Origin of the sequence: Leuconostoc holzapfelii (genome assembly GCF_012396485.1) — a bacterium.
In the GTDB taxonomy this organism is placed as follows: domain Bacteria; phylum Bacillota; class Bacilli; order Lactobacillales; family Lactobacillaceae; genus Leuconostoc; species Leuconostoc holzapfelii.
The window spans coordinates 1-26,164 of the sequence record NZ_JAAXPO010000007.1 but is presented as its reverse complement, the minus strand read 5'-3'; the positions used below and the strand labels follow the sequence as shown (position 1 = coordinate 26,164).

The window sequence follows — 26,164 nt, the reverse complement described above, 5'->3', positions numbered from 1 at the left end:
ATGCGGCCATCGCACCAAGAAAGCCAACTATAGTATAATAAGGGGCATTGGAGCCGAAAACATGAATAAAATATTAAAAGAACAATTTCTGATTGATAACCTTTCTGATGAGCAACAACATGTCATTGCCGACATGAACACTTACATTGCACAACACCTAGACAAAAAAGACCATGCCGTAGCGGTTATACAAGGCGCCGCTGGGACTGGTAAATCCGTGGTGCTGATGCAATTGGTGAAACAATACATGACAGACAAGCGATTTAAAACCGCCCTTGTTGTCAACCATCCCGAATTATATAAGGCGTACCAAGATATGGCCAAAGCATTCCCCGGCCTGAATCCCAAAGCCATCCGCCGGCCCACGGCACTAATCAACGACGCTCAGAAAAATCATCGCCAATATGATGTGATTTTTGTTGATGAAGCGCATCTTCTCTACTCAAAATCTGAACCATACGCGCATTACCGCGGTAACAATCAGTTAACTGATCTGATGAACCTTGCCAAAGTTGTTGTCGTTGTCTACGATTTCAATCAAGTCTTCCAATCCAAAATGTATTGGTCACATGACTTACTACGCAAAACGATCAGCCAACACCCTCATCGTCAATTTGATCTAGATTTCCAGTATCGGATGGTGGCTAGCCCGGCACAAGTGGACTGGCTGGATCGCCTGACGGCCCAACAGCCACTAACCCCGTTCCCAAATGATAGTCCGTTTGAATTTGAAGTGTTTGCCACTGCCGGTGAACTCTATGAGAAAATCAAAGCACAAAACCAAGCCGTTGGCCTGAGCCGTGTCGTGGCCACTTCTGGTTTTCCACGCATTGATGGGCGCCACAATGTCGAAATGGACACCTTTTCCTTGCCATGGGATGAATGGGATCCACAGCGCACACACTGGGCGAAGCGCGAATCATCTATTACCCAAGTCGGCACAATTTATACCTTGCAAGGCTTTGATTTGAACTATGTCGGCATGATTATTGGGCCATCTTTTGGTTATGATCCCAAAACCGATAAAATGACGATTATCCCAGAAAAATATTCCCACAAGGAAATTTTTAAAAAGCGCCAAGATATGCAATTCACAGCAGCACAATACCAAGACTTTATTGCCAATGTCTTAAACGTCCTGATCAAACGCGGCAAGTACGGTCTTTACCTCACCGCTTATGATGACGCGTTGCGTCAACGTCTGTTGGCACTGCAAGCCAAATAAAAGCACGCCGTCACTCGGCGTGCTTTTTAATGACTTTTAACACAACAAAAAAGCTACCTCTAAATGAGGTAGCTTTTTAAGATGCCGTCGGTGGGAGTCGAACCCACACGGTGTTGCCACCACTGGATTTTGAGTCCAGCGCGTCTGCCAATTCCGCCACAACGGCATGTATTCTTGTGTTGTTTTTTCGTATCAAACAACTATATAAGAATACCAAGAATTAACAAGTTCGTCAACCCCTTTTTCTAAATTTGCCCAATTAGTTGACGACATCGTGATGAAAGACATGATCTACGTGCTTTAAAGCATTATCTAACAAAATTAAAATATGCGAATCACTGAGGCAATACAAAACCAGACGGCCTTGACGTTGCGTTGTGACGAGCTGTGCTTCCCGCAATACCTTGAGTTGATGCGAGACAGCGGACTGTTCCATATCGAGTTGCGCAATAATTTCTGAAACCGTATAAGGCCGTTCTTGCAAAAGCGTCAAGATAGTCAAGCGCTGTCGGTTGCCTAGTATTTTAAATATTTGTTCCAATTCATTAATCGATTTTTTGTTCATACTCCTATTATAACAGGCTGAACAAATACTGTATGGTCCCTGCATCAAATAAAACATAACTACCAAGCAAGAGATAAATGACCAGTTGCACCCGATCGCCATATCGGGTCATGAAACGATGCACGGGTGCAAAATCTGTAAATTTTTTTGCCAAAAAGATGACAATGGTCAAAACAAACACGAAGATTGCCAAAATCGCTGGTAAATAAACAAAATTAGCCAGTGTGAAGTACGGAATATACAGGGCCAAATTATCGGCGCCACAAGTCCCCGCCGTCAAGCCGATCACAGTGACAAACACACTGCGTTGATTCATCTGCGCGAGTTTTTCGGCAACCTCGTCGCTTTCATCTTCTGACGAGAAAAATTTTTGTAAGCCCATCGCAATAGGTACAAGGCCTAATAAGCCCAATAACCATGGTTCAGGCACCCGTTTTAACAAAAGGGCGATGACAACCGCCGCAACAACTAAGAGCGCATTACCAATATATGCGCCCCAAATGAGCGCTTGCCGCTGTTGTCGCGTGCGGAATTGGGCAAATAGCAAGAGGAGTACCACAAAGTAATCTGACGTGGTGCCAATATATGAAGTAAACGCAGTTAAAAGAGTTTCAAGCATATCCAATCCTTATATGAATTATTTTTCATATATTATAACATGAAATTTATTTCATGTGTTAAATTATTAATATTTTTATGCTGATTTAATCTCGCCACGTTATAGTATAAATAATCAAAAAACAAGTCATCTCAAACAACGACGCGTTTTAGAAAGGTAGGTATTTGCCATGTTAGGCACCTGTTGATGGGTCACATCAACACACGAAACCCCGGACGGGCCACTCTCTTCTCTCCGAATAATCTCTCCCAAATATTCTTTTCTCTTAAATCTCTCAAAAAAAGGCCCCAGTGGACGCGTTAGTCCACTGGGGTTTCGTGTTTATCATAAAAAAACGCCTTTCGGCGTTTTTTTATCTGCGTGCTACCATTGATGAAATGGTTGCATGGCGCGCAATGTAGGCAGCTTGTGAACCCAAAGAATCCCAGAAACCTTCCCGTGAATGTGCCCCAACAATAATCAAATCCGCTTGCACTTTAGGCGCAACGTCTTGTAACAAAACCTCACCAGCTTTAGCGCCATCGGCAAAAATTGTCGTCACGTGCTCTGCACCTTTTGCCTTCGCGTAAGCTGCATATTTTGCTAGATTGGCTTCGATTTCAGCACGACGCGCCTTAATGACGTCTAAATGTAGCGCATCAATGGCTGATAATTCACCCATTTCTAACACAGAAGCAATGATGAGATGAGCCTGGTCTTCACTAGCTTGATGAATGGCGTTAGCCAAGGCGACGTATCCCTGTTCTGATTCATCTACGCCAACTAAAACGTGCTTAAATTGTATGGGTTCGATGTTTAAGTCTAATTCACTCATTTTATCTCTCCTTCATAAACGGGCTAATTATATGCTAAAAACCTTAGTGATTAAATCTATAATAATCTGAAGATTCAATGCCGTCAATACGACAAAGACAAGCCAACCAAGAATGGTCATCCACTTTGGATTGACAAAGTCTCCCATAATTTTCTTTGATGATGTAAAGTAAATCAATGGCGCCATGGCAAATGGCAAGGCAATTGATAGGAAGACTTGTGAATAAACCAATAATTGATCTAACTTACCTTCGGCACCGCCATAAAGCAAGGTAAAGATAATCACGGGGACTAATGCTAAACCACGCGTAATGACACGCCGTAGCCACATTGGAATGCGCAAATTAATGAACCCTTCCATGACGATTTCACCAGTTAGCGTCCCAGTAATGGTTGAGTTCTGACCAGAAGCCAACAGCGCGACTGCAAATAGCGTTGATAAAATTGGTGAGGCCACCGCACCAGCAATTTGTTTATCACTCAACGCGTTGTACATTGTGCCAAAGGTACCCACTTGATCTGCATGACCGAAGAATAGGGCAGCACCAAGGACCAGTAACAATGAATTAATCACAAACGCTAAGGACAATTGAATATTAGAATCCCACGTCATCAAGCGGACTGCTTCTTTCAATTCACCTGGGTTATCACGATCGATTTTGCGTGTCTGGGCGATTGATGAATGAAGATATAGATTGTGCGGCATAACCGTTGCCCCAATAATACCCAGTGACATCAATAACGGTGAATCCACACCCTTTGGCCCATGTGTTGAAACAGCTTGTAGTTGTGGCAGATAACCACCAAACATCGCGACAATGTCAGGTTTTGACAGCATCACCAGATAGGTGAAAATCAATAAAATGGTTAAAATTAAAGTCATGACAATCGCTTCGATTTTACGGAAGCCAAACTTCATCAACAGCAATAAGAGCAACACATCAAAAGCGGTTGTTAAGACTGACGCAATCATCGACCAACCAAATAACAAATGCAACGCGATCGCCCCACCGATGACTTCGGCAATATCAGTTGCCATTAAGGCCAATTCGGTAATAATCCACAGGGCAACACCACCGGCTTTATTTGTGCGTGCACGTGTGGCTTGCGCAAGGTCTTCTTGCTTAACCATCCCCATTTTTCCCGCCATATATTGCAACATCATCGCAATCAATGAGGAAATCAACACAACTGAAAGTAAAATATAATGATATTGCGCGCCACCATTGACGGAAGTCACCCAGTTCCCTGGGTCCATGTAACCAACGGCCACCAAGGCACCTGGTCCTGAAAAAGCCAACAGCTTTCGCCAAAAGGAACCATCCTTTGGGGCCTCAATTGAGCCATTCACATCACCCAAACTGAGGTTGTCCTCAGTTTTTTCCACTAGGTGGTGCTTAGTGGTTGCTTGATCTTTTGTTAAATCTTGCATTCTACTTCTCCTTTAGATTACTCTTCAGGACAAAAACATACGAATCCGACTAAATTACACATCTAGTATTCACTTTTAGGCGTCGTCGCTTTAGGGTGAGCTAAACGCGTATTAAAGTGCTAAATATTTTTCATAAAGGATTTCATTCAACTCGGTTGTTGAAAGCTTATGAAAGGTATCTAACTCGGCTATTTACGCCCTAATACATATTAAATATGCCACGTTTTCGGTCATCCGTCAACACAAAAAAAACACATGCCGAATGAAGCAGGTGTTTTTAAAGGCGTTTGGCACCTTAAATGATAGAATATCGCGACGTTACTTAGATATGTAAACCTTTTCATTAAATAATTACATTTGTGTAACAAAAATCAAATCGCATTACAGTGTTGCTGAAACTCTGGCGTCTCGATTTGAATGGTGACATGGCTAATGCCATAATGGCGCCGCAATTCGGTGGTAATCCCCGCCAAAACTTTCTGATCATCGACCGCATCAAAAATTGATAAGTGAACTGTCAATGCCGTTTCGGTCGTTGATAGCGCCCAAATATGCAAATCATGAATTTTTTTGACACCAGGATAGGTTTTTAAAAATGTCATGATTGCAGCTTCATTCACAGTTTCTGGCACACCGTTAACCGCCATATTAAATGTCGAAACCATGACTGGCCAAGAACTAACCAGAATAATGATACCAATAATGATTGACACAATGGCATCAATTGCTTGAATGCCCGTCCATTGGATTAACACACCAGCAACAATCACACCTAACGACACGCCTGCATCTGCTAAGAGATGGATATAGGCCGCTTTAGCATTTAGTTCTTGACCGTGTTGGTGCCCGTGTTCATCCGGTTTGCCACTTGAGCGAAATAACATGGCCGTGAAAAAATTAATCCCAATGCCAACTGCTGCAACAATCGTGACCGTGATACCACTCGTCTGCACTGCCGTTGGTGCCACAAGGTCGCGAATTCCTTCGTAAAAAATCGTGATGACGGCAAATAATAACAGAATCGTATTAAATAAACTCGCCAAAATGGAGACATTGTGCCAACCATACGTATGGCGACGGGTTGCTTTCAGACCAAAGACAAGCACAGCTAGCCAAGCAATCACTAAGGCCAAGACATCGCTGAGATTATGAAAAGCATCAGCAAATAAAGCGGTCGAATGAGCCAACTTTGAAAAGAGCAACTCAGTCAGTACAAAAATTAAGTTCAAGACGATGCCAATAATATAGGGCGTTTGTTTCATTTTCGTTGTTGTCATATTTTCCTCCGACCTCACTATACCATAAACATGAAAAAAAATTCATATTTAAAGTTTAAAAAAAGCCAATTTGGTTGGCTAAATTTTTAAAGTCTCAAAAAATGTTGTCGCATCCCCGATAATCTGATGAACCGGATACGGCGTCTCAATGTGGGTTAAATTCACCGACAAGATTGGCGTGCCCTTTTGGGCAACTTGCAATAAGCCAGCAAATGGATACACCTGAAAACTTGTCCCAACAATCACAAGCAAATCCGCTTGCTGCACCCAAGCAAGTGCGCGGTCAATCTCAAATGGCGTCTCTTCATAAAACGTGATACGTGGCCGCAACAACGCCCCGTCCGCACGCTGATAAGACTGGAGGTAATCCGCCACCGTCGCTGGCTGTTGGTCACGCGGTGCATAAATATCATATAACGAGCCATGAAACCGAATTAAGCGATCAGGGACCGTTTGGGCTTTCACATGCAAATCATCCACATTTTGGGTAATAATTCGGGCGCGACCAGCTTGCGTGAGTTGTGCCATTTTGTCATGGATGACATTTGGCATCGCTTCAGGAAAATACATGTTTGTTTTCATGAATTGATATTGTTGTGCCGGCGCCACTTCAAACGCAGTCGCCGACAATAAGTATTCTGGTGGCAAGGTGGTGCCTTGATATAACCCATTTTTAGAACGATAATCTGGAATACCTGATGGTGTTGAAACACCAGCACCCGTCATCAATACAATATTTTGCGCAGCATCAAATTGCGCTTGAATTTCTGGTGTGACCAACATGTTGTGCCTCCAATTACTGACGGTGAATATAAGGCAAGGCTAGTTGTTTGAATAAATCACCGACCGTCATTTGATACAGGGCTTTGAAAAACGCCGCTGAGTCTTGATCATCTGGTTTAGAAATCACAAAACTATTTTGTGAATCAACTTGTCCAAGCCCAACATAGGCCGTCTTTTTTGTTTGGAAATCAATCATTTCTGAATGATAAATCGTAAAGACTTGACTCACTGGTAAGGCTAACTGGCGTTCAGACAAGACACTTGTCAACGTCACATATTCCTTTGCATTGACCGTTGGTTTACCCCAAGCAGTCAATACTTCATCTACCCCGCCAAATAACGTTGTGATCTGACGGCGGATATGCCGTGACTGTTTCAAATCAGCAGATAAAATGGGTGCCGCTAATTTTTTGGCCGCCGTCCAAGCTAGTGGATAAAGCATCGCCAACTCAGAGAAGTCCGCACCGCTCACTTCAGCAAAAATATGGGCATCAAGTAGTGTGAGTAAGCGCCATAGACTTTCATCATCCAATTTCCCAACTTCTGACGTGAGTTCTGACTTAACCCCAGCCAAGTAAGCCTGACGTGTCGTTTCTGTGATCATGCCTTGTTGCAACAACTCACGATAAGTAATCGCATGCACAACCGTGCGGTGCATGCGCGTCGTAATCTGAATCATTTGCTGATCCAAAGCCTCATCCATAAATGTCAGGGCAAAAAATATTTGTGGTGTCACACCGTTTAACGTGAGGAGCATCTTTAATAATTCATTGCCAAACAAAAAGTCGCTTTCTGTCCCTTCGGCTAACTCAATTAACAAACGGTCTTCAAAAACTTCTTGTGCCACACGATCGATGTGTAATTCACCAGTAGCAGCCCCACTAACACGGGTCATCACTGTGCCTGGATAAACTTCATTCACGGCTTTTAATAATGTTTGAATCTTTGGGTTCATTTTCTCATCTCCAATAATAGGTTTCGTGCCACATCGGCATCAACTGTTGTCGTCGCTGCCAGTTGACGCACAAGGTCAGCAATCTCATCAGCCGTCGCACCAACTTGTATCGCGAGCGCGCGGTACTGCATTTTCATATGCCCTTTTTGAATGCCACCATTGGCAATGGCTTTGAGCGCAGCAAGATTTTGCGCCAGACCAACCGCAAGAATAACCCCTCGCAATGCATCTGCACGCGCAATCCCCATCAGTGCTAACGCGCGCTTGGCTTGCGGCATGGCTGAAATTGCCCCACCGACCGTACCCACTGTGATAGGCATCGTCAAACGGCCTTCGATAAAGTCCCCAGCAATGCGCCAGGTCGTCAATGACTGATAACGCCCTGTGTGGCTAGCAAAGGCGTGCCCAGCAGCTTCAACAGCTCGCCAATCATTCCCTGTTGCCAACGTGACCGCGCCAATGCCATTAAATAGGCCTTTATTTTCCGTGGTCGCACGATAAATATCTGCATGGCCAAATTGGTTCAATTGCACCAGCCGTTTCGCCACAACTGGCCCGCCAACCAAACTGATTGGGACCTGACCCGTAACCGTAACACACTGTGCCGTCGCATAGTTAGATAAAATTGCCCCAACAAAATGCGTCTGAAAATCAGAAAATACTGCTTGTTCGGCTTCAAGAATAGTATTGACAATGTTGGCGCCCATGGCATCTTTTGTATCAATCGTAAAATCAACACTGACCATCGTTTCCGAAACGGTCCGGGCAACAACAGATAACAAACCACCACCTCGGCGGTAGATTGATGGCTTCGCCTGTTTGGCAACAGAAAAAAATACCGTTTGTTGCGCGTTGACAAATTTTTCTATCGCTGCGGCACTCACATCAGAAAATAACAATTGCCCAATTAATGCCGTACGCTCAGGTAACGTTACCGCCACACCGCCACCAGCATTTAACATTTTAGCGCCATGGTTAGCGGCAGCAATCACACTGGGTTCTTCCGTCGCCATCGGCACCGTGACCCGTTGGCCAGCCACAACAATATCATGTAACAGCCCTGTTGGCACTCGAAAATCGCTGATATAATTTTCAACGATTTGGGCGTTAAGCGCACTTTGCTCATGCTGCCAAGCCTGCTGCGCTGCCGGTGTTAACTTTAAAGACGCCAAACGTTCATCTGGCGTCAACTCGTAAAATTTTTTATGCATTTTCTTGTATCATTTCTGCAATCAAACCTTCTCGCACGCCACTTTCAGAAAAAATCACACGTGGGGCTTGAATGATTGTCATTAAATTCAACAGTGGTAGTAGTCCACTGACAATGATATCGGCGCGCGACACTTCAAGGCCCGCCATATGTTCGCGTTCAGCACGGCTCATTTTCCGCAGGCGCGCAAATATTTGTTGTACCATGTCTATTGACATGTCAAATCCTTGAATCGCATCCACTTCCTGCGCGCTCAGAATTGTGCGTCCCATGCGTGCCAACGAGCGGTTGGCGCCCCCAAGTAATACCACCGGCTGGCCGACTTGTTGCTTTAACCAAGGCAAGGCTTGGTATTGCGCGGTGATATCAGCACACGCCGCAGTCACGTTAGCTTGGTCAATCGCATTGGCCAAATGGTACGTTTCAGATAATGTGACTGCGCCAAATGGCAAGCTAACTGCTGCTTGATTTTGGCCATCTCGCACCGCAATCAATTCAACCGAGGCGCCCCCAGTATCTAAAATGACTGCATCGCGAATCGCTAACGTGGTCACCACGCCAAGATAATCATAATAAGCTTCTTCCTCACCCGTTAAAACACGGAACTGCATCCCCGTCTCTTGTTCGACTCGAGTTAAAAAGACAGCTTGGTTTTTCGCAACGCGTACCGCTGCCGTGGTAATCGCCACAACCGTCGGCTCAAAAGGCGCGTAAACCGATTGAAAATACTTTAACGCCGTTATTGTGCGTGCCATAGGGGTTTCTTTTAACGTGCGCTCCGGCCCCATATTTTGGGCAATGCGCGTATCTTGTTTTTCACGGATAATTTCCGTATAAGTGCCGTCGTCGTGCAATGCTTCAACCACCATTCTGGCTGAATTGCTACCGAGATCGACAATCGCTAAATAGCTCATGTGTATATCCTAGAAATGATTTATTACTTACTAGTATAACAAATAAGCCTGTCAAACGGGCATTGAACCATGTTACAATCTTATGATGTTGCAACCAATTCGGTCTTTTATTCCTAGCATTTAAAAACCCGATTACCAATGTTAGGCAACCGGGAATGTTATTTATTTATAAAAGCCCCATCCAAAGGTATCTGACTTCAAGAATATCTCTTGCTTGCATCGCTAGCTCTCAGGCACGCATTAATGCACGTACCATTAAGATAGTGTTGGCTTGCTTTCAACGAAATGTGCACTAATCAAGCGACTGGCAGCAAAAATCAATAAACCAGTCAAGATACTTGAGACCGTCACATCACTTAACCAGTGGGCACCAATGCGCACTCGGCTTAACCCAGTAAGAATGCCCATGGCAATCCCAAAGATAGTCATTTGCTTTTGTGCTGAGATGTTTGTCCGAGGCACAAATAATGCCAAGTATAAGAACAACCAACCAGACATCGTATGCCCAGATGGGAATGAATTATGTCCGTTCGCACCATTCATATGGTACCAAGGTGTAAATTCGCTAAACGCGTGCCCAGAAACGGTGGTCATTTCGTAAGGTCGGAAGCGCCCCCACAACGTTTTCATTTCGCCGATCATCGTTTGCGCAATGAATACCGTTGCAATCCCAACAACCGCCACGACAATCAGATAATTCATGTCTTCATCTGACTTTTTGTTTAACCAATTGGCAAACAATAGCGATAAAATGAACGTGAAGACAATTGCCAAGCCCCAACGTAACGTTTCTGGATAGTTTTGAACTGCTGCGGTATTATTGGCAATCCCCATTGGTACGCCTTTTTGAATGTTATTTAACATGGAAAACGTGTAACTTAGCGCATCTTGTAATAACGATAACATTTGGTTAAAAGCCAGCACAATCATCCCTGCAGTCATGATGTATTTCAGCACCACATCATTCACACGACGCCAGATGAACCAAGCGATGACCTCAGCAGCCGTAAAAGTTACTACTTGTGCCCCTTGATCCGCGTAATTTTGGAAAATATTACCAAAAATTGAGTTTTGATTCATCACGGCTTGCGTTACATTTTTATCAAAAAAAGTGGCCACTAACAATGACAAAACGCCCAGACCGAGAAGGCCCAACACCACTTGCTTTTCCGACTGCGTTGTGCGGAACGTCCGCTGTTGATCATGATTCCCAATTTGAAAATCATTGTGTTGAAAAGTATCTCCTGTTAACTGCATGAGTCATCTCCATTTCTTTTATTCAACACCTTAATTGTATCGAAGCATTGTCGCTATTACGTCAACAATATATCTAGAACACGTAAAAAAACGATTACTTTTGTAATCGTTTTTTGTTATTGCGGATCTAATGTTTCATCAATCACGCCTAAGTTTCTTTCAGCAATACCATACCCTAATGCCGGTACGGCACTACCAAACTGCGTGCCTGTCTTTTTAGCGGACAACGCCAGTGATTGTCTCAATTTATCCGTTACGCGCTGTTTTTCAGCTAACGGTACCATCTGGTAACTCACCCCAGCATACATATCACCCACGCCTTGCATATGATCAGAGACTTGATTCTTCGTCGCCGGCATATACTTCTTGGCCAGATTCATCATGTCGCTATACGTCATATCAGTTTCAACATTGGTCGCAATTGAGGCCATGAATTTATCATTTAGTAATGTCGAAACACTCGCCGATTTCTTTAATAGCGCCTGCAAAACTAAGCGCTGTCGTAGCTGACGGCCATAATCACCCTGCGGATCATCATAGCGCATCCGTGAAAATGACAAGGCCGCGTTGCCATCCATCGTTGTATAAGACTTGAAATTTTTCCCATCTTTAGCATACTCAAACTGTGACTTGCCTTTAAAGAACTTGAATGTTTCAGGTGTCGTATCTGCTTCTGGTGTGTAGGTAAACGTCAACGGTGACACAACTTGCACCCCACCAACTTGATCAATCAATTTTTCCAAACCACCCATATTCACTAAAACATAAAAATCAATCGGCACATTCAAATAGTTTTGCAAGGTGGTTAAAGTTGCGCCAACACCAGCAATTGGGAAAGCTGCGTTTAACTTTTGTGGGAAAGTGGACTCCGCCCCAGCAATTGCTACCATAATATCACGCGGAATGGACATCATTGTTGTCGTTTTAGTTTTCGGATTGACGGTGATCAGCATCATAGAATCGGTTAACCCGGTACGATCACGCTTTAAAGCCCCCGTATCTGTCCCCAACACAAGCATTGAAAAAGGTTTGCCCGCCTTCAACACATCAGTCACATTACGTGCTTTTGTGACGTCAGCACTCCGGTACATTTTATTGACGGACTGGTGCACATTCCCTAAAATAGTCGCAAAAAAAACACCTGCAATAATTGCCAACAGTAAGATGAGTGCGATCAGCCAACGCCACCATTTCCGCCGTCGCCGAGGTTTTTTGGGTGGTTGCCCCCCACTTTGCATCTGCGGTGTCTTGTCGTGTTGTTCACGCCGTGCTGATCGGCTCATCATTTCATTATCCATATTGGCCCCCAATCAAATATTACCCATTATACCACTAAAAATGAAATGGTTCCCCAATCGCTGGCCTAAAGCCAACACCTTCTGGCAAGTCAGCAATAAAGCGCGCAACATCAGCCTTGATTTTGGGAAAGGTATCGTAATGAATCGGCAGCACATGCGCCGCTGTCAAAAAGCTAGCCGCAATTAAGGCATCATCTTGTGTCATCGTGTAATAGCCGCCAATTGGCAAAAAGGCCATGTCGACTGGTTGGCGTAAGGCCACTAACTTCATATCAGAATAAAGCGCCGTATCCCCCGCAAAATATAATAATTTGCCTTCAACAGACAAGGCGAATCCAGCCGACATACTGGCACGATCATCAGTCGTTACAGCATGCCAGGCAGGGTAAAACTTAACCGTGATCGTCGGTGTCAACTGCACTTCCCCACCAAAATTTGGTGCCATCACAGGAATGGCTTTTCCTGTTAAAAACTGTATTGGTGTATCCGCCAATACCACAACCGTGGCTCCTGTCCGCTGGGCAATGGCTAGCGTATCTCCGACATGATCCTCATGGGAATGGGTCAAAATAATGTAATCTGCCGCCAGTGAGGTAGCTAACTCATCACCGTGACTTAAGAATGGGTTTTGTGAGATAAATGGATCAACTAAGATCCTCGTCCCATCAGAAACAATGCGGAGCGCCGCATGGCCAAAATGTGTGATTTCCATCAAAAATACCGCCTTTCAGTTCAAGATGTGACCTTGTGATGGGCAAGCTGCCATTAAGCTTTGCCAGTAAGTTGCTTGAGTAAACGATATAAACGATATTTCAAACCATTAACCGGTAAGATAAAATCCCCCACTAACTGTCGTGCATGACCAGCAAATGCGGTTTTAAATCCTAGCACGCCGTCGGACCCATCAAAACGCCCAGAAATACCATAGAAATTATAAGTTGGTATCCCCTGCGCCACCGCGCGTTGCATCATGTCGAATTGAATTTGATAAGGGGCATAATAATCCATATAGGCTTCATAAGTGCCCGAATAAAGGTACGTCATTTCTTGCGGCTGGGCAATAAACAATGCGCCGGCCACTACGACCGTTGACGTCCCAGCAACCGCCATTTGTTGGGTTGCTTTTGCCACGCGCTGCACATGATGTTGCTTTTGATCATCAAATTCCGAAAATTGGCGTTTAAACTTTTCTTGCAGGGGATACTTGTCAATTTTTGTTTGAATCTTTTCAAGTTTCTGATCAAGCGCTACAATTTTGTGCTTTTCTTCTGCAATATATTGTTCAAAATTCAATTCTGCAAAAATAAACGTCGCTGAAGCGCCATAATTATCATATATCGCCTCATAGAATGCTAAATCTTTATCGTGATAATGCAAACGATCAGCAGTAGTTTGCGTTAACCGCTTAAATTCGGGTAACTCTTCACGTGATAGCTCACGTAGTTTAATCCCAAACTGTTGGTTCTTTTTCAGATAATACTGCGCATTTTTGGTAAAAGACTGCTGAAGGGCTTGCGGTGTATCCAAATCACTGAGTGATTTGACATATTCCCAAGTTGGTGAGCCTGTCGTTGACATGCCAAATTCAAACGGTGCATGCGTATACCCAGCATCGCTCATCATGTTTAAGAAATGGTCATTTGGTGCATCAAGCAATTGGCCCTTGTCATCTGTCGCTGCATAGGTTACATTTGGTCGCCAAATAATATAAAGCGCGCCATGTTGCTTAGCAAAATTTTTAACAGACTGCGTAAAGAACTGCACCAATGCAATATTGTCAAAATCTAGCAATGGCCCACGGTCAAGTAAATAAACTTGCCCAAAGCGTGTGGATTCTGTTGTTATCAGAGCCGCCGCCACAATCATATCGTCTTCTTTCACACCGACTAAAAATGCGTCACGTTGCCGTTGACGCAAGAGTTGATATTGTAAAATAGATTGCGTATAACTGCCTAATGGTTGTTTTGTTTCAAAATATTGATATTCATCTGGTGTTAGTTCGGTAAAAAATAATGTCATGATGCTATGATCCTCTACCTCCTATTATACAAAAAAAGGCGCCTCAACTGGGCGCCTTTAAAGAATTTATTAGTATTGACCAACATTTGATTCTGCAACAATTGTGTTCCCAACAACACCGAAACCAACAGAAGTGGCACGTGGGTTAGTCACCCACATACGGTGACCAGGTGTCCCATTTGTCATCATGCTTGTTTCATTATACCAAGCACTAACGACTTGATTGAAACCAAATCCGATAGCTACTACTTCACCATTGGTACGGAAGTGGTTAACTGGCAAGCCACCGTTTGCAACGGCGTTAACTGCACGCGCTTGTGCTTTGGCAGACAAGCCCGCATCCAAAGTTACGGGGTTCAAGCCCATTGAAGCACGCAGTGCGTTCAAAGAATTCAACATAGTTGTCGCAGCTGGATCAGCATAGGTAGCCGGTGCTGCAGGGGCTGATACAGGTGTTACTTGAGGTTGCGATTGCGTTGCAGGAGCGACTGCTTGTTGCGCCGCCGCTGAGGCTGCTGAAGCACCGCCATTAGCTTGATAGGCAAGATATTCAGCAGCAGTCATGAAACCATCATGGTCAGCATCAGCAGCCGCAATGTACTTAACATCGTCAGGTACTGTTGCTGCAGGTGTTGATGGTGTTGCTGGCGCAGCTTGATGTGCTGGTGTTGCCGCAGTAGGTGCAGGAGCTGCCGCTACTGGGGCTGCTTGTTGCGCTGGTGTTGCCGCAGTAGGTGCAGGAGCTGCCGTTACTGGGGCTGCTTGTTGTGCTGGAGCGGCTGCTGGCTGTTGCGCTGGGGCAGATGCCGTAGACAAAGTCAAGACTTGCCCAACTGTAATGAAGTTAAGGTTTTGAATACCATTTGCTGAAACAAGGTTAGCAACTGATGTCCCGTTTGCGGCCGCAATACGGAACAACGTATCACCAGCTTTAACAGTATAACTACCATTGGCAGCAGAGGCTGCTTGTTGCGCCGGCGCTGCTGGTGCAGTAGCTGTGCTAGCAGTGCCTTGTGTTTGTAATTGTTGACCAACAAAGATCAAGTTGGCATTAGAAATACCATTGGCCTTAACCAATGCGTCAACGGATGTGCCATGTGCATTAGCTAACTTTGTTAAGGTGTCGCCTGCTTGAACAGTAATAGTATCGGCATTAGCAGTGGCTACACCAGCTACCGCAAAAGCACCAGCGGCAACAGCAGATTTAAACATAGTAGATGATTTCATAATATAGGTAACTCCTTAAAGTTAAAGACGTAGTTAAGTATCATTGTTTGAGGTCTTCTCGACAATAATAAGTTTACCAAATTAGCATAACGTTGATGTTGTGCCTTCTTTTCACTTCGTTATCAAGAACACAAACTTGTCACAAAACAAGCGTTTAAATGTCTTTTGTTACAGATATATTTCTATAAGATAACAAAAACACTTAGAGTACAGTCCCAGCGAACGTTGGATACCAATTCTGATTGAGTGTTTGAATTTTAACCTGCGCATCATTTTCATCTACAGCGATAAAATGACGGCCACCAACATAAATACCAACGCTATAAGGTTGTTCTGGAATACCCCAAAACAACAAATCGCCTGTTCGGGTGTTCTCAACCGTATTTAATTCGTAAACATCGTAAATGAGATCAATCAGTTCATGTGACCAGTGACCCGTTTGCCCATCCGCTCTAATCTTTGATGAATTCATAACAAACGCAACAAACGCACCTGGGGACTGATATGTTTTCCCCAACTGCGTTAGTGCGATGTCTAGCCAATTATTTGCCATAAAGTAATTAATATTGTCCGGCGTCAGACTCACCAACAATTGTGTTTCCCACGATACCAAAGCCAACGGCTGAGGCACGGGCATTGGTTACCCACATTTGATGGCCCGGTGTGCCATTTGTCATCATGTTTGTTTCGTTGTACCAAGCGTTGATAACCGTCCCAGCACTCCAACCAATAGCAACGACTTCGCCATTCGTGCTGAAGTGATTAGTTGGCAAGCCACCGTTGGCAACCGCATTTTCAGCACGTGCCTGGGCACGCGCTGACAAACCAGCATCCAAATGCACTGGTGCCAAACCTAGTGCTGCACGCTTTGCGTTCAATGAATTCACAATTGTTTGTGCCGCTGATGACGACACTGGAGCTGCGGCTTGTGTTGACATGCGTGTCACGTTTGCAGCTGGAGCTGCAGCCTGTTGTGCTGGCGCTTGAGATGACGCACCGCCATTGGCTTCGTATGCTTGGTATTCAGCAGCTGACATGAAGCCGTCATGGTTGGAATCAGCCGCAGCAATGTACTTCACATTTTCAGGCACAGCAGCAGGTGCTGGGGCTTGTTGTGCTGGGGCTTGAGCTTGGGAAGCTGCGCCACCATTGGCTTCATATGCTTCATACTCATCAGCTGACATAAAACCATCATGGTTTGTATCCGCTGCAGCAATATACTTCACGTTTTCTGGTACAGTGACCGTTGCTGCAGGCTTGGCAGCTGGTTGATTAACATCCCCACCATTAGCCTTAAACGTGTTGTATTCATCAAGAGACATGAAGCCATCATGATTTGTGTCAGCCGCAGCAATATAAGTTAGGTTTTCTGCTGGGGCTTGTTGTGCCGCTGTAACAGTTGCTGCTGTCGGTGTTGCCGCAGCCTTTAATGACAAAGTTTGGCCTGTCACAACTAAGTTATTAGCTGCCAAGCCGTTCAATGACTTCAATGTTGCAACATTGACACCAGTTTGTTCAGCAATCTTTGACAATGAATCGCCTGCTTGTACGGTATAAGTTGCGCCATCAGCAGAAATTGCTGCCGGCTTTGTGTCAGCAACTGTTAATGTTTCACCCGCAATAATCAAGTTTTGGTTGTTGATGTTATTTGTCTTTGCTAATGCGTCTGCAGTTGTATTGTTTGCTTGCGCGATACCACTCAACGTGTCGCCTGATTTAACTTCTACTGTGTCAGCTGAAGCAGCAGCGTGACCACCAACAAATGCTGCAACTCCCGCAGCTGTTGCCAACATTGTTTTCTTTAAATTGTTAACCATTGTGATAGATACTCCAAAAATTTAGATTTCATTATAATTATTAATTTTTAGATTTGCCTTTATACAAATCTTAAGAACATGTTCTAGTATAGCGGTCTAGTATAACGCCAACATTGTTTGAATTTTTCAATCGCATGACTTTGTTACAAATACATTACCAAAGCGAAAGATCGTTGGCATCACAATGTTTCTTACGCCAAGATTTTTAATTCCGGCGGTTTTTTTGCCACAAAAATACCGTGATTTTATCAAGTTACTGATTCAATCACGGTATTTTTTATTTTTTTAATTTATTAAGCGTCTTAATAAATTCTTTAAAACTCCAGTAAGAGACTCCCATAGGTAAAGCCAGCGCCATAACCGGTAAGCAACACGCGCTTACCTGTCAGATCAACGGCGTCATGCAATTCATCTAAACCAATCGCAATCCCAGCTGATGATGTATTGCCATAGCGCACGATGTTCGTAGCAAATTTAGCTATCGGTGCATCCAGTGCATCGGCAATATATTCGATTAATCTCAGGTTGGCTTGATGTGGAATAAAGTAGTCTACATCAGCAGGCGTTAAGTCTTTGCCTGCCAAAAATTCACGTATGTGTTGTGGAATACGCGTCGTCACCTCATCAAAAACGGCATGTCCCATTTGTGAAAAAGCATCTATTTGGGGATAATTATCCGCTGACAAAGACGTAAGGGGGGCAATGCGGCCAGAATGTACCACCTCTGCATCCCCAATCGTCCGCATTTCTTCACCAGCAACTACACCATCAGATGCGACTGCAGATAACACGACTGCGCCCGCACCATCACCAAAGAAAACAGTACTGGTACGATCAGTAAAATCCATCATCTTTGAGTTCACTTCAGCTGAAATCACTAACGCATGGCGATACATCCCCGAGCGTAAAAACTTATCTGCTGTACTCAAACCAAAAACAAAACCCGAGCAAGCAGTCATGATATCATACGCCCAAGCATTTTCCGCCTTTAGATTACGTTGGACTAAGGCTGCCGTTGATGGCGCTAGGCCATCTGGTGTAAACGTTGTCACAATAATCAAATCAATATCTGCTGCAGTCAATGTTGTTTTTGCCAAAGCAAGTTTAGCGGCTTTGGTGGCTAAATCACTGGTGTTTTCCCCTTGCAGTGAGATGTGTCTTGTTTTAATCCCTGTATGTGATTGAATCCAGTCATCACTGGTATCCATGATTTCAGCAAGGTCATGATTTGTCACAACATCCTTTGGGACATAATGTGCACTTGCTAATATTTGACTTCCGGGCATCGTTGTTTCCCCTCTAAATGGCTATAACAGTGATGAATCGCTGCTTTTTCTGCTTAAACTCAGCCTGTTATTGCCTCTTTTTATACTTATATTATTGTAGCGGATTTTATTGAATACGCAAGTTGTTTGCCGCTCTCGGCCACATCATCAGTGTTTGGGCCGGCGCCGTCTGATGCCAGTGAAAATGCTCGTACACACTCATTGCCAACACATCCGTGGTGTCAAACGTCGCTAACAAGCGGCTGCCGATGGGTAAAATTCCCAATAAATCACGCCACAATGCCTGTAACGTTGCGACATCATCACCAAATGTCCACTTTAGTGCCAAATGGTTGTCAGTTTGAAAAATTAGGATTGCGGCAACAATGTGCTGTTTTGTGAGTCTAACGATACTATGTGTCGCATCAAAGTTGTCGTCACCAAAGAGCCATTTGGCATAATCAATGTTAGGTATTGGTGGATTAAAACGATGCGTGCGTTCATAATGATCGCGCAGTAACATCACCAATTCTGCTTTTAGATCTGCCTCCAAGTCCACCACAGGAACCACTGGTTCACCAGAAAAATCGCGAATATTGAGTTGGGCAAAATACGTTTGACTCACGCTTTGAAACCCATGATCCGCCAAAAAACCACGAGTTTCAGGATGAGACACATATGCCATAAGCCCCTGCTGGTCATGTCTTGCTTCAGCTTGCATGGCCCACAATGTTGGCACATCGAGATCGTCAACTTGTGTAATTTGTGCAAATTGTGGCTGATATTTATTTGTGATTAATTCAGGCATCACTATTTCTATGATCTTCCATTTTACAACTAAAAAATCAGTTCAGGCGTCTGAACTGACTTTTGAGTTTACTTAGCAGCTTGCAAAGCTTGTAACCGTTCTTGTGTTGCTGCTAACTTCGCTTGCCAATCGGCTAGCTTAGCTTTTTCAGCACTAACAACCGCTTCAGGCGCCGAGTTGACAAATTTCTCATTGCCTAACTTACCTTCAGCACGCTTCACCTCGCCAGTGAACTTTTTGACTTCCCCTGACAAACGTGCAATTTCTTCATCAATGTCAATCAATTCAGCTAATGGCACGTAAATTTCGGCCCCTGAAATGACTTGAGACATCGCCAAATCTGGTGCCACAATGTCTGCACCAATCGTCAATGACTTAGGATGGACAAAACGGTTAATGTAGTCCGCGTTATCTTGGAAAATCTGAACCAGCCCAGCATCTGACGTCTTAATCAACAAGTCAATTTCTGTTGACATTGGCGCATTAGCTTCGGAACGAATATTACGCACCGCCACAATCAAGTCTTGTAATGACTTAAAGGCTTTTTCAGCCGCCACATTCGTTAATTCGTCATGAACAACGGGATAACGTGTCACTGAAAAGTCCACATCTTGACCCACTTGAGCTGGCATTTCTTGCCAAATGGCTTCCGTCACAAATGGCATAATCGGTTGCAAAAGCCGCAATGTTTGGTCCAAAACATAGGCCAATGTTTGTTGTACCGGTGCCTTATCGCCGTCCCCATTCAAGGTTTCCTTGGTCATTTCAATATACCAATCAGCAAAGTCTGACCAGATGAAGTTGTACAATTCACGACCGGCTTCGCCGAATTCGAACTTATCAAAGTTGCGCGTCACATTTTCAACGGTCGTGTTTAAACGTGACAAAATCCACTGGTCAGCCAACGTTAACTTGTCCAAATCAGGCAGCGTTGATGGCGTATCTTCGGACAAATTCATAATGACATAGCGTGCTGCATTCCAAATTTTATTAATAAAGTTCCAGGCTGCGTCCATCTTGTCATACGTGAAACGCACATCTTGGCCTGGTGTTGAACCAGTGGCCAAGAACCAACGCAACGCATCGGCCCCATACTTTTCAATCACGTCCATGGGGTCAACACCATTGCCCAGTGACTTGGACATTTTACGGCCTTCCCCATCTCGAATCAAGCCATGAATCAAGACATTCTTAAATGGCCGCTGACCGGTAAATTCTTTTCCTTGGAACATCATTCGTGCTACCCAGAAGAAAATAATGTCATAACCCGTCACCAGTGTGTTCGTTGGATAGTAACGCGCATAATCGCCCGTTGTATCTTCTGGCCAACCCATCGTTGAAAATGGCCACAAAGCTGAACTAAACCAAGTATCTAAGACATCTGGATCGCGTTCCCAGCCTTCGCCTTCAGGCGCTTTTGTACCCACGTAGATTTCTTCTTGGTCGGTACCCTTATGCTTATACCAAGCTGGAATTTGATGGCCCCACCAAAGTTGACGTGAGATGACCCAATCACGAATGTTTTCCATCCAACGGGTAAAGGTATCTTCAAAACGTGCTGGAACAAATTCGACTTTTTCATCTGGGTTTTGTTGCATGGCTAAAGCTTGTTCAGCCAATGGCGCCATCTTCACAAACCATTGCGTTGACAAACGTGATTCAACTGGCACTCCAGTCCGTTCTGAATGACCGACTGAGTGTACAATTGGTTCAACATTTAGCATGTCATCACCGGCTTCCAAATCCGCCACAATCGCTTTGCGCGCTTCAAAGCGTTCCATGCCGTTATAAGGCCCCGCCAATTCATTCAAATGGCCATCATCAGTCATCGTGTTGATACGTTCCAGATTGTGACGATTACCGACTTGGAAATCATTTGGATCATGGGCCGGCGTAATTTTAACCATGCCCGTGCCAAAGTCTTTTTCAACGTATTCATCCGCAATAATTGGAATTTCACGACCGACCAATGGGACCATGACTGTCTTACCAATCAAATCCTTGTAACGCTCATCACTTGGGTGAACCGCCACGGCCACATCACCAAACATTGTTTCTGGTCGGGTTGTGGCAATTTCGATGTAGTCTTTGCCCTCAAAAGTCGTGCCATCAGTGAATGGGTACTTCACGTGGTAGAACGCCCCTTCATCATCTTGATAAATCACTTCGATATCGGATAAGGCTGTTCGCGCTTGGGGATCCCAGTTAATGATATATTCACCACGATAAATCAAGCCTTTATTATAAAGGTCGATAAAGACTTTGTTAACGGCCTTATTCAAACCTTCATCTAAGGTAAAACGTTCGCGGTCAAAGTCGAGTGACAGCCCCATCTTACCCCATTGTTGCTTGATTGTGGCTGCATATTCGTTCTTCCAGTCCCAAACTTGTTCGACGAACTTTTCACGGCCCAAGTCATAACGTGAGACCCCTTCACCGCGTAGACGTTGTTCCACTTTGGCTTGCGTGGCAATGCCGGCATGATCCATACCGGGCAACCACAACACGTCCAAGCCCTGCATTTTCTTTTGACGAATAATCATGTCTTGCAATGTTGTATCCCAAGCATGACCCAAATGCAATTTCCCTGTGACGTTTGGGGGTGGAATCACAATGGCATAAGATTCTGGTTCTTGCCCTTGAATAGCCTGGTTAGCTTCTGGTGCAAACAACTTTTTTTCTTGCCAATGGTCGTAACGGCCTGCTTCAACCGCCGTTGGGTCATACTTTGTAGACATATCAATGTCACGCATACTATTCTCCTTTTGTCATGATACAAAAAAAATCGCCCTAAAAATTATATTAGGACGATTTTCACCGTGGTACCACCTGTATTGCTGATCGTCTGTTGTCATCACAATGATCAGCCACTCTTATTATTCAACTTGTTAACACTTAGCAACCTTGGGCATTAACATGACTGATTCACAGCACCATCAGTTCTCTAGGCATGTATTTGCTTAATCCTCTAAGATAGCACTATCTTACTAGAATTTTGGCTGCTCGTCAAGTTTCTAAACAACGTTAGCTACTTCAAACGCGAATAGCCGAGCGGATTAAAAATTAGTGACAACATTGGTATTTTTTTGGTCATGTAAACCACAAGTAAACTCGTGGCCCACGCAAAAATTAAAATGAGTATCACCAAAGCCATGTATTGGTGTAGGCCAACTTTTAGGAGTAACACCCGTCCGATTGAAGTCATAGGTGCATGGACTAAATAAATAATCAATGAATAACGACCACAGATCGTTAAGTTGTTGGTTAACTTACCTTGCGGTGTTTTTTGATATAAATACAAAAATACCGGTATGCTGGCCAACTTGGAGAACACATCTGTGATATTCATCATATCCGTTTCAAACCATTGTCCACCTTGTTGCATTTGCCAAATTAAGCTCGCAACAAGCACCAAGCCACTCACGTAGTACACCACACGATGGTTTAGCCACTGAGGATGTTGTTTGAAGATGTAACCTAAATAAAAACTGCTTGTCCACATCAATAGGCTACTGATGACATACGGCAATACGATCGTTTGACTTATTACCAACACTAAACCAGCCAAATAAATGCACATTTGGCTAAACATGGATAGCCGCAATAATGAGAGCATACCCACGAAAGCGAACACAAAGAAGAGCACATAAAGATACCATAAATACCCAATTGGCATGGCATAAATGTGGGCTAAATCTTGCCAGGAATTCAAATGATGCACATCTGCGGCAACATGTTGCATTGCCACATAAATTATCGAAAAGACAACATAAGGCACCCCTAAACTCACTAACTTTTTCAAAAGACTTGCAAAATAGTGCTTCATATTTTTTGGCGGTGAGTAGACAAAGCCTGATAAGGCAAAGAATACTGGCATCACGACGGTAAATAACAAGCCCATCGTCATTTCCGAAAACACCTGATAAGCTGGAAATTGGTCTGTTTTGTCAAGCCCTTCAATTACGTGGACGAACACAACCAAAAAAATGGTGACCCCTTTTGCAAAGTCCAGCCAAGCTATTCTCTGCTTTGGCTTAGCAACACGATTATTCAACAGCTTTTCCTTCAAAATTCATTATTTAATTCCCAGACTAATACGGAGCGCATGTGCCACTTGCTGCATCTCATGCGAGTTTGCGCCTAAATGGGCAATTTTATCCCGCAGGCGTCTTTTATCAATCGTCCGTACCTGTTCAGTTAAAATCACTGAATCACGCTTAATACCGCCGAGATGCGCTGGTAACAGCACATGTGTTGGCAATTTAGGTTTGGAAATTTGTGATGTAATGGCTGCCACAATCGTTGTTGGCGAATTCGCGTTCCCAACATCGTTTTGCACGATCAGTACTGGGCGCACCCCGGCCTGTTCTGAGCCAATGCCTTGTTTCAAGTCTGCGTAGAAAACATCGCCACGCATCACTGTTTGATATGCTTCTTTCATAAAAATTCTCACTTACTATGTACGCGCGTGTTGCGCTTGTTATTGATAAATTCTCGGGAGTCGTGGCCCAAATGTTGTTAAAATCTCATGGGGGATCGTGTTGGCATATTGTGAAAAATCTTCGACTGTAATTTCACAATCGCCATCTTGTCCGATCAGGGTGACAACTGTGCCAATAGGGTATGGTCGATCAAGAGTGATAACGATTTGATCCATCGTGACACGGCCAATCACTTGTTCTTCATGGCCAGCCACTAATACGCTCATCCCACCCATGCGACGCAAATAACCGTCCGCATAGCCAATAGGCAATGTGGCCACCCATTGTGGTGTGGTTGCGGTATAGGTTGCCCCATAACTCACGGATTCACCTGGCTGCAGTTGATGGACAGCACCAATGCGCGATTTTAATGACAAAACATTTTTTAAAGCCAGCGGCAACGGTAATTCTGGCGCACCTGGATTATACCCATAAAGTACCGAGCCCACACGAATCGTGCCGGTCTCGATCTGATCATGATGCCAAAGTGCAGAACCTGAGTTAGCAAGGTGCCAGTCAGCTTTAGGAATCCCAACAGCGGTGACCCAAGAATTAAAACGCGCTACTTGTTGTGCGTAATACGCTTGATTGCGATCGTCGGCGGTTGCAAAATGAGTAAATACTCCAGAAAATGCTAACGTATCGGTCTTTAAAATTTTATCATACATGGCTTGCAATTCAGCCTCTGAATGGGCCCCCATGCGGCCCATTCCAGTATCGACAGCCAGTTGCACGCCTAATTGCTCTCCTGCATCAAGTTGTGCTGCTGCTGCATCCAACCATGCTAACGTACCAACTGCAGGTGTGAGTCGGTGCGCAGCCATCACTCGCACATGTTGGACATCTTGTACACCAAGTAACACAATGTTGAAGTCATCATGCATGACTTGCGTGCGCAAAGCAATCCCCTCAGCAATCGTGGCCACCGCAAAATCACGTACACCAATCTCGTAAAGGGCTTCTGTTACTGGTACGGCGCCATGGCCATAAGCATCTGCTTTAACCACAGCAATCAACCGCTGTGCCCCCGCATGCTGCATGATTGCTTTCGCATTATATTGTATTGCGGCTAAATCAATCGCTAACCAGGATGGTCGCATTTGTAAAAAATTGTTTTTATCTATCATCACAAAACTCCGCGTTTCGGAAATAATTTTAAGCTGAGTCGTTCCCAGATGGTTAAGCGTTCAATCACAACCACAGTATTCACGACATCACCACTATGTGTAATGGCAACATGTGTTTTATATGGAAAGTTTTTAACTCGCATGATTGGGCGGCCATTTCCAGCATTTAAAATTTCGATATCATGCCAGTGAACCTTAGCCCCAATACCATAGCCTGTTGCTTTTGAAAACGCTTCTTTCGCAGAAAAACGCCCGGCAACAAACTCATGATAGTGTTTACCATGCCGTTTGCTTGCCTGGAGGCGTTCTGCATCAGTCAAAATGGTCGTCATAAAATTTTCTTTTCGATCCACAATTTGGCCAACACGACTAATCGATTCTGTATCATTGCCTATACCAATTATCATATTCTTATTGTATCAAAATGTTTTATAATCACCAAGCGCTAGCCCAGTTTTCTCGCTGAGCCATCACGTTAAAGACAAACAAAAAAGCAGTATCTTGACGATACTACTTTTCTAAATGCCGTCGGTGGGAGTCGAACCCACACGGTGTTGCCACCACTGGATTTTGAGTCCAGCGCGTCTGCCAATTCCGCCACAACGGCATATATAAAGCCAACTGGCTTCTTAGGGCGATAGAAGGGGATCGAACCCTCGCATGCTGGATCCACAAACCAGTGTGTTAACCACTTCACCACTACCGCCATGGCAGGGATAGAGGGAATCGAACCCCCATCAACGGTTTTGGAGACCGCTATTCTACCGTTTAACTATATCCCTACATTTTTAAATCTCAGCTAAGCGCTGATATAACATGGTAAGGAATTGCGCCTTACATAACACTGGCTTGTTCATGTTTGTCAGTAATTAGCGGTCACAGCGGGGCTCGAACCCGCGATCTCCTGCGTGACAGGCAGGCGTCCTAACCAGCTAGACCATGCGACCAATGGACGCTACAGGGATCGAACCTGTGACCCCCTGCTTGTAAGGCAGGTGCTCTCCCAGCTGAGCTAAGCGTCCATATGGAGAGGAAGGGATTCGAACCCTCGAAACAATTCCTTGTTTACATG

General features: G+C 44.4%; 24 protein-coding genes and 6 tRNA genes. 1 reads left to right on the top strand and 29 read right to left on the bottom strand.

Annotated elements, in window-relative coordinates:
* Positions 1-61: 61 nt before the first annotated feature.
* Positions 62-1,225, top strand: a complete 1,164-nt coding sequence (locus tag HF966_RS06815; protein WP_168677359.1) for a DUF2075 domain-containing protein — start codon at positions 62-64, stop codon at positions 1,223-1,225.
* 82 nt (positions 1,226-1,307) lie between these two features.
* Here HF966_RS06815 and HF966_RS06810 read toward each other — a convergent pair.
* The 29 genes from HF966_RS06810 to HF966_RS06670 form a co-directional block, all read right to left on the bottom strand.
* Positions 1,308-1,391, bottom strand: a tRNA-Leu gene (locus tag HF966_RS06810).
* 93 nt (positions 1,392-1,484) lie between these two features.
* Complete coding sequence (locus HF966_RS06805) at positions 1,485-1,790, bottom strand: ArsR/SmtB family transcription factor (protein ID WP_168677358.1); 306 nt, start codon at positions 1,788-1,790, stop codon at positions 1,485-1,487.
* A gap of 7 nt (positions 1,791-1,797) precedes the next feature.
* The gene (locus HF966_RS06800; RefSeq protein ID WP_168677357.1) at positions 1,798-2,409 is read right to left on the bottom strand and encodes a cadmium resistance transporter; all 612 of its coding nucleotides are present in this window, start codon (positions 2,407-2,409) and stop codon (positions 1,798-1,800) included.
* Positions 2,410-2,761: 352 nt separating this feature from the next.
* Entirely contained in the window at positions 2,762-3,223 is a 462-nt protein-coding gene (locus HF966_RS06795) for a universal stress protein (protein ID WP_168677356.1), read from the bottom strand.
* Between the two features lie 27 nt (positions 3,224-3,250).
* Complete coding sequence (locus tag HF966_RS06790; protein ID WP_168677354.1) at positions 3,251-4,654, bottom strand: Nramp family divalent metal transporter; 1,404 nt, start codon at positions 4,652-4,654, stop codon at positions 3,251-3,253.
* Between the two features lie 371 nt (positions 4,655-5,025).
* On the bottom strand, positions 5,026-5,931 hold the full coding sequence (locus tag HF966_RS06785) for a cation diffusion facilitator family transporter (protein ID WP_168677353.1): 906 nt from the start codon (positions 5,929-5,931) through the stop codon (positions 5,026-5,028).
* A 78-nt stretch (positions 5,932-6,009) separates the two neighbouring features.
* On the bottom strand, positions 6,010-6,714 hold the full coding sequence (locus HF966_RS06780; protein WP_168677352.1) for an NAD-dependent protein deacylase: 705 nt from the start codon (positions 6,712-6,714) through the stop codon (positions 6,010-6,012).
* Positions 6,715-6,727: 13 nt separating this feature from the next.
* On the bottom strand, positions 6,728-7,669 hold the full coding sequence (locus HF966_RS06775) for a nitrate ABC transporter ATPase (RefSeq protein ID WP_168677351.1): 942 nt from the start codon (positions 7,667-7,669) through the stop codon (positions 6,728-6,730).
* Entirely contained in the window at positions 7,666-8,880 is a 1,215-nt protein-coding gene (locus HF966_RS06770; protein WP_168677349.1) for a hydroxymethylglutaryl-CoA reductase, read from the bottom strand. The genes HF966_RS06775 and HF966_RS06770 overlap by 4 nt, the downstream gene beginning before the upstream one ends.
* Positions 8,873-9,793: a Ppx/GppA phosphatase family protein gene (locus HF966_RS06765; protein ID WP_168677348.1), complete on the bottom strand. Its 921-nt coding sequence runs from the start codon at positions 9,791-9,793 to the stop codon at positions 8,873-8,875. Before HF966_RS06765 ends, HF966_RS06770 begins: the two co-directional genes overlap by 8 nt.
* A 255-nt stretch (positions 9,794-10,048) precedes the next feature.
* Positions 10,049-11,050, bottom strand: a complete 1,002-nt coding sequence (locus HF966_RS06760; RefSeq protein WP_168677346.1) for a phosphatase PAP2 family protein — start codon at positions 11,048-11,050, stop codon at positions 10,049-10,051.
* A gap of 116 nt (positions 11,051-11,166) precedes the next feature.
* Entirely contained in the window at positions 11,167-12,348 is a 1,182-nt protein-coding gene (locus HF966_RS06755; RefSeq protein ID WP_168677345.1) for an LCP family protein, read from the bottom strand.
* Between the two features lie 34 nt (positions 12,349-12,382).
* A complete protein-coding gene (locus HF966_RS06750; RefSeq protein WP_168677343.1) occupies positions 12,383-13,060 on the bottom strand; it encodes a metal-dependent hydrolase in 678 nt (225 codons plus the stop codon).
* A gap of 53 nt (positions 13,061-13,113) precedes the next feature.
* Positions 13,114-14,367, bottom strand: a complete 1,254-nt coding sequence (locus tag HF966_RS06745) for an aminoacyltransferase (RefSeq protein ID WP_168677341.1) — start codon at positions 14,365-14,367, stop codon at positions 13,114-13,116.
* Between the two features lie 69 nt (positions 14,368-14,436).
* Positions 14,437-15,594 carry a LysM peptidoglycan-binding domain-containing protein gene (locus HF966_RS06740; RefSeq protein WP_168677340.1) on the bottom strand — a complete coding sequence of 386 codons (1,158 nt, stop codon included), beginning with the start codon at positions 15,592-15,594 and terminating at the stop codon, positions 14,437-14,439.
* 202 nt (positions 15,595-15,796) lie between these two features.
* Positions 15,797-16,147, bottom strand: coding sequence for an NlpC/P60 family protein (locus HF966_RS06735; protein ID WP_168677338.1), 351 nt, complete (start codon positions 16,145-16,147; stop codon positions 15,797-15,799).
* A gap of 7 nt (positions 16,148-16,154) precedes the next feature.
* Complete coding sequence (locus HF966_RS06730; RefSeq protein WP_168677336.1) at positions 16,155-17,411, bottom strand: LysM peptidoglycan-binding domain-containing protein; 1,257 nt, start codon at positions 17,409-17,411, stop codon at positions 16,155-16,157.
* Positions 17,412-17,725: 314 nt separating this feature from the next.
* Positions 17,726-18,697 carry a beta-ketoacyl-ACP synthase III gene (locus HF966_RS06725; protein WP_168677334.1) on the bottom strand — a complete coding sequence of 324 codons (972 nt, stop codon included), beginning with the start codon at positions 18,695-18,697 and terminating at the stop codon, positions 17,726-17,728.
* A 106-nt stretch (positions 18,698-18,803) separates the two neighbouring features.
* Entirely contained in the window at positions 18,804-19,484 is a 681-nt protein-coding gene (locus HF966_RS06720) for a hypothetical protein (protein WP_168677332.1), read from the bottom strand.
* A 68-nt stretch (positions 19,485-19,552) separates the two neighbouring features.
* Entirely contained in the window at positions 19,553-22,237 is a 2,685-nt protein-coding gene (locus HF966_RS06715) for a valine--tRNA ligase (protein WP_168677330.1), read from the bottom strand.
* A gap of 275 nt (positions 22,238-22,512) precedes the next feature.
* The gene (locus HF966_RS06710; RefSeq protein ID WP_168677328.1) at positions 22,513-23,538 is read right to left on the bottom strand and encodes an acyltransferase family protein; all 1,026 of its coding nucleotides are present in this window, start codon (positions 23,536-23,538) and stop codon (positions 22,513-22,515) included.
* 21 nt (positions 23,539-23,559) lie between these two features.
* Positions 23,560-23,925: a type II toxin-antitoxin system PemK/MazF family toxin gene (locus HF966_RS06705; protein WP_168677326.1), complete on the bottom strand. Its 366-nt coding sequence runs from the start codon at positions 23,923-23,925 to the stop codon at positions 23,560-23,562.
* 39 nt (positions 23,926-23,964) lie between these two features.
* Positions 23,965-25,092: an alanine racemase gene (alr, locus tag HF966_RS06700; RefSeq protein WP_168677324.1), complete on the bottom strand. Its 1,128-nt coding sequence runs from the start codon at positions 25,090-25,092 to the stop codon at positions 23,965-23,967.
* Complete coding sequence (gene acpS / locus HF966_RS06695; protein ID WP_168677321.1) at positions 25,092-25,499, bottom strand: holo-ACP synthase; 408 nt, start codon at positions 25,497-25,499, stop codon at positions 25,092-25,094. The genes alr and acpS overlap by 1 nt, the downstream gene beginning before the upstream one ends.
* Positions 25,500-25,615: 116 nt before the next feature.
* A tRNA-Leu gene (locus HF966_RS06690) sits at positions 25,616-25,699 on the bottom strand.
* A gap of 26 nt (positions 25,700-25,725) precedes the next feature.
* A tRNA-His gene (locus HF966_RS06685) sits at positions 25,726-25,798 on the bottom strand.
* Positions 25,799-25,800: 2 nt separating this feature from the next.
* Positions 25,801-25,874, bottom strand: a tRNA-Trp gene (locus HF966_RS06680).
* 91 nt (positions 25,875-25,965) lie between these two features.
* Positions 25,966-26,039: transfer RNA gene (locus HF966_RS06675), tRNA-Asp, on the bottom strand.
* 2 nt (positions 26,040-26,041) lie between these two features.
* Positions 26,042-26,114, bottom strand: a tRNA-Val gene (locus HF966_RS06670).
* Between the last annotated feature and the right edge of the window lie 50 nt (positions 26,115-26,164).

Bases quoted from the DNA above. Each gene is read 5' to 3' on its own strand.
- HF966_RS06785 (WP_168677353.1), bottom strand. From the start codon at position 5,931: ATGACAACAACGAAAATGAAACAAACGCCCTATATTATTGGCATCGTC.
- HF966_RS06740 (WP_168677340.1), bottom strand. From the start codon at position 15,594: ATGAAATCATCTACTATGTTTAAATCTGCTGTTGCCGCTGGTGCTTTT.
- HF966_RS06730 (WP_168677336.1), bottom strand. From the start codon at position 17,411: ATGGTTAACAATTTAAAGAAAACAATGTTGGCAACAGCTGCGGGAGTT.
- HF966_RS06725 (WP_168677334.1), bottom strand. From the start codon at position 18,697: ATGCCCGGAAGTCAAATATTAGCAAGTGCACATTATGTCCCAAAGGAT.
- HF966_RS06805 (WP_168677358.1), bottom strand. From the start codon at position 1,790: ATGAACAAAAAATCGATTAATGAATTGGAACAAATATTTAAAATACTA.
- HF966_RS06705 (WP_168677326.1), bottom strand. From the start codon at position 23,925: ATGAAAGAAGCATATCAAACAGTGATGCGTGGCGATGTTTTCTACGCA.
- HF966_RS06790 (WP_168677354.1), bottom strand. From the start codon at position 4,654: ATGCAAGATTTAACAAAAGATCAAGCAACCACTAAGCACCACCTAGTG.
- HF966_RS06795 (WP_168677356.1), bottom strand. From the start codon at position 3,223: ATGAGTGAATTAGACTTAAACATCGAACCCATACAATTTAAGCACGTT.
- HF966_RS06720 (WP_168677332.1), bottom strand. From the start codon at position 19,484: ATGCCTGAATTAATCACAAATAAATATCAGCCACAATTTGCACAAATT.
- acpS (WP_168677321.1), bottom strand. From the start codon at position 25,499: ATGATAATTGGTATAGGCAATGATACAGAATCGATTAGTCGTGTTGGC.
- HF966_RS06775 (WP_168677351.1), bottom strand. From the start codon at position 7,669: ATGAACCCAAAGATTCAAACATTATTAAAAGCCGTGAATGAAGTTTAT.
- HF966_RS06770 (WP_168677349.1), bottom strand. From the start codon at position 8,880: ATGCATAAAAAATTTTACGAGTTGACGCCAGATGAACGTTTGGCGTCT.
- HF966_RS06760 (WP_168677346.1), bottom strand. From the start codon at position 11,050: ATGCAGTTAACAGGAGATACTTTTCAACACAATGATTTTCAAATTGGG.
- HF966_RS06800 (WP_168677357.1), bottom strand. From the start codon at position 2,409: ATGCTTGAAACTCTTTTAACTGCGTTTACTTCATATATTGGCACCACG.
- HF966_RS06715 (WP_168677330.1), bottom strand. From the start codon at position 22,237: ATGCGTGACATTGATATGTCTACAAAGTATGACCCAACGGCGGTTGAA.
- HF966_RS06735 (WP_168677338.1), bottom strand. From the start codon at position 16,147: ATGGCAAATAATTGGCTAGACATCGCACTAACGCAGTTGGGGAAAACA.
- HF966_RS06765 (WP_168677348.1), bottom strand. From the start codon at position 9,793: ATGAGCTATTTAGCGATTGTCGATCTCGGTAGCAATTCAGCCAGAATG.
- HF966_RS06745 (WP_168677341.1), bottom strand. From the start codon at position 14,367: ATGACATTATTTTTTACCGAACTAACACCAGATGAATATCAATATTTT.
- HF966_RS06780 (WP_168677352.1), bottom strand. From the start codon at position 6,714: ATGTTGGTCACACCAGAAATTCAAGCGCAATTTGATGCTGCGCAAAAT.
- HF966_RS06750 (WP_168677343.1), bottom strand. From the start codon at position 13,060: ATGGAAATCACACATTTTGGCCATGCGGCGCTCCGCATTGTTTCTGAT.
- alr (WP_168677324.1), bottom strand. From the start codon at position 25,092: ATGATAGATAAAAACAATTTTTTACAAATGCGACCATCCTGGTTAGCG.
- HF966_RS06755 (WP_168677345.1), bottom strand. From the start codon at position 12,348: ATGGATAATGAAATGATGAGCCGATCAGCACGGCGTGAACAACACGAC.
- HF966_RS06815 (WP_168677359.1), top strand. From the start codon at position 62: ATGAATAAAATATTAAAAGAACAATTTCTGATTGATAACCTTTCTGAT.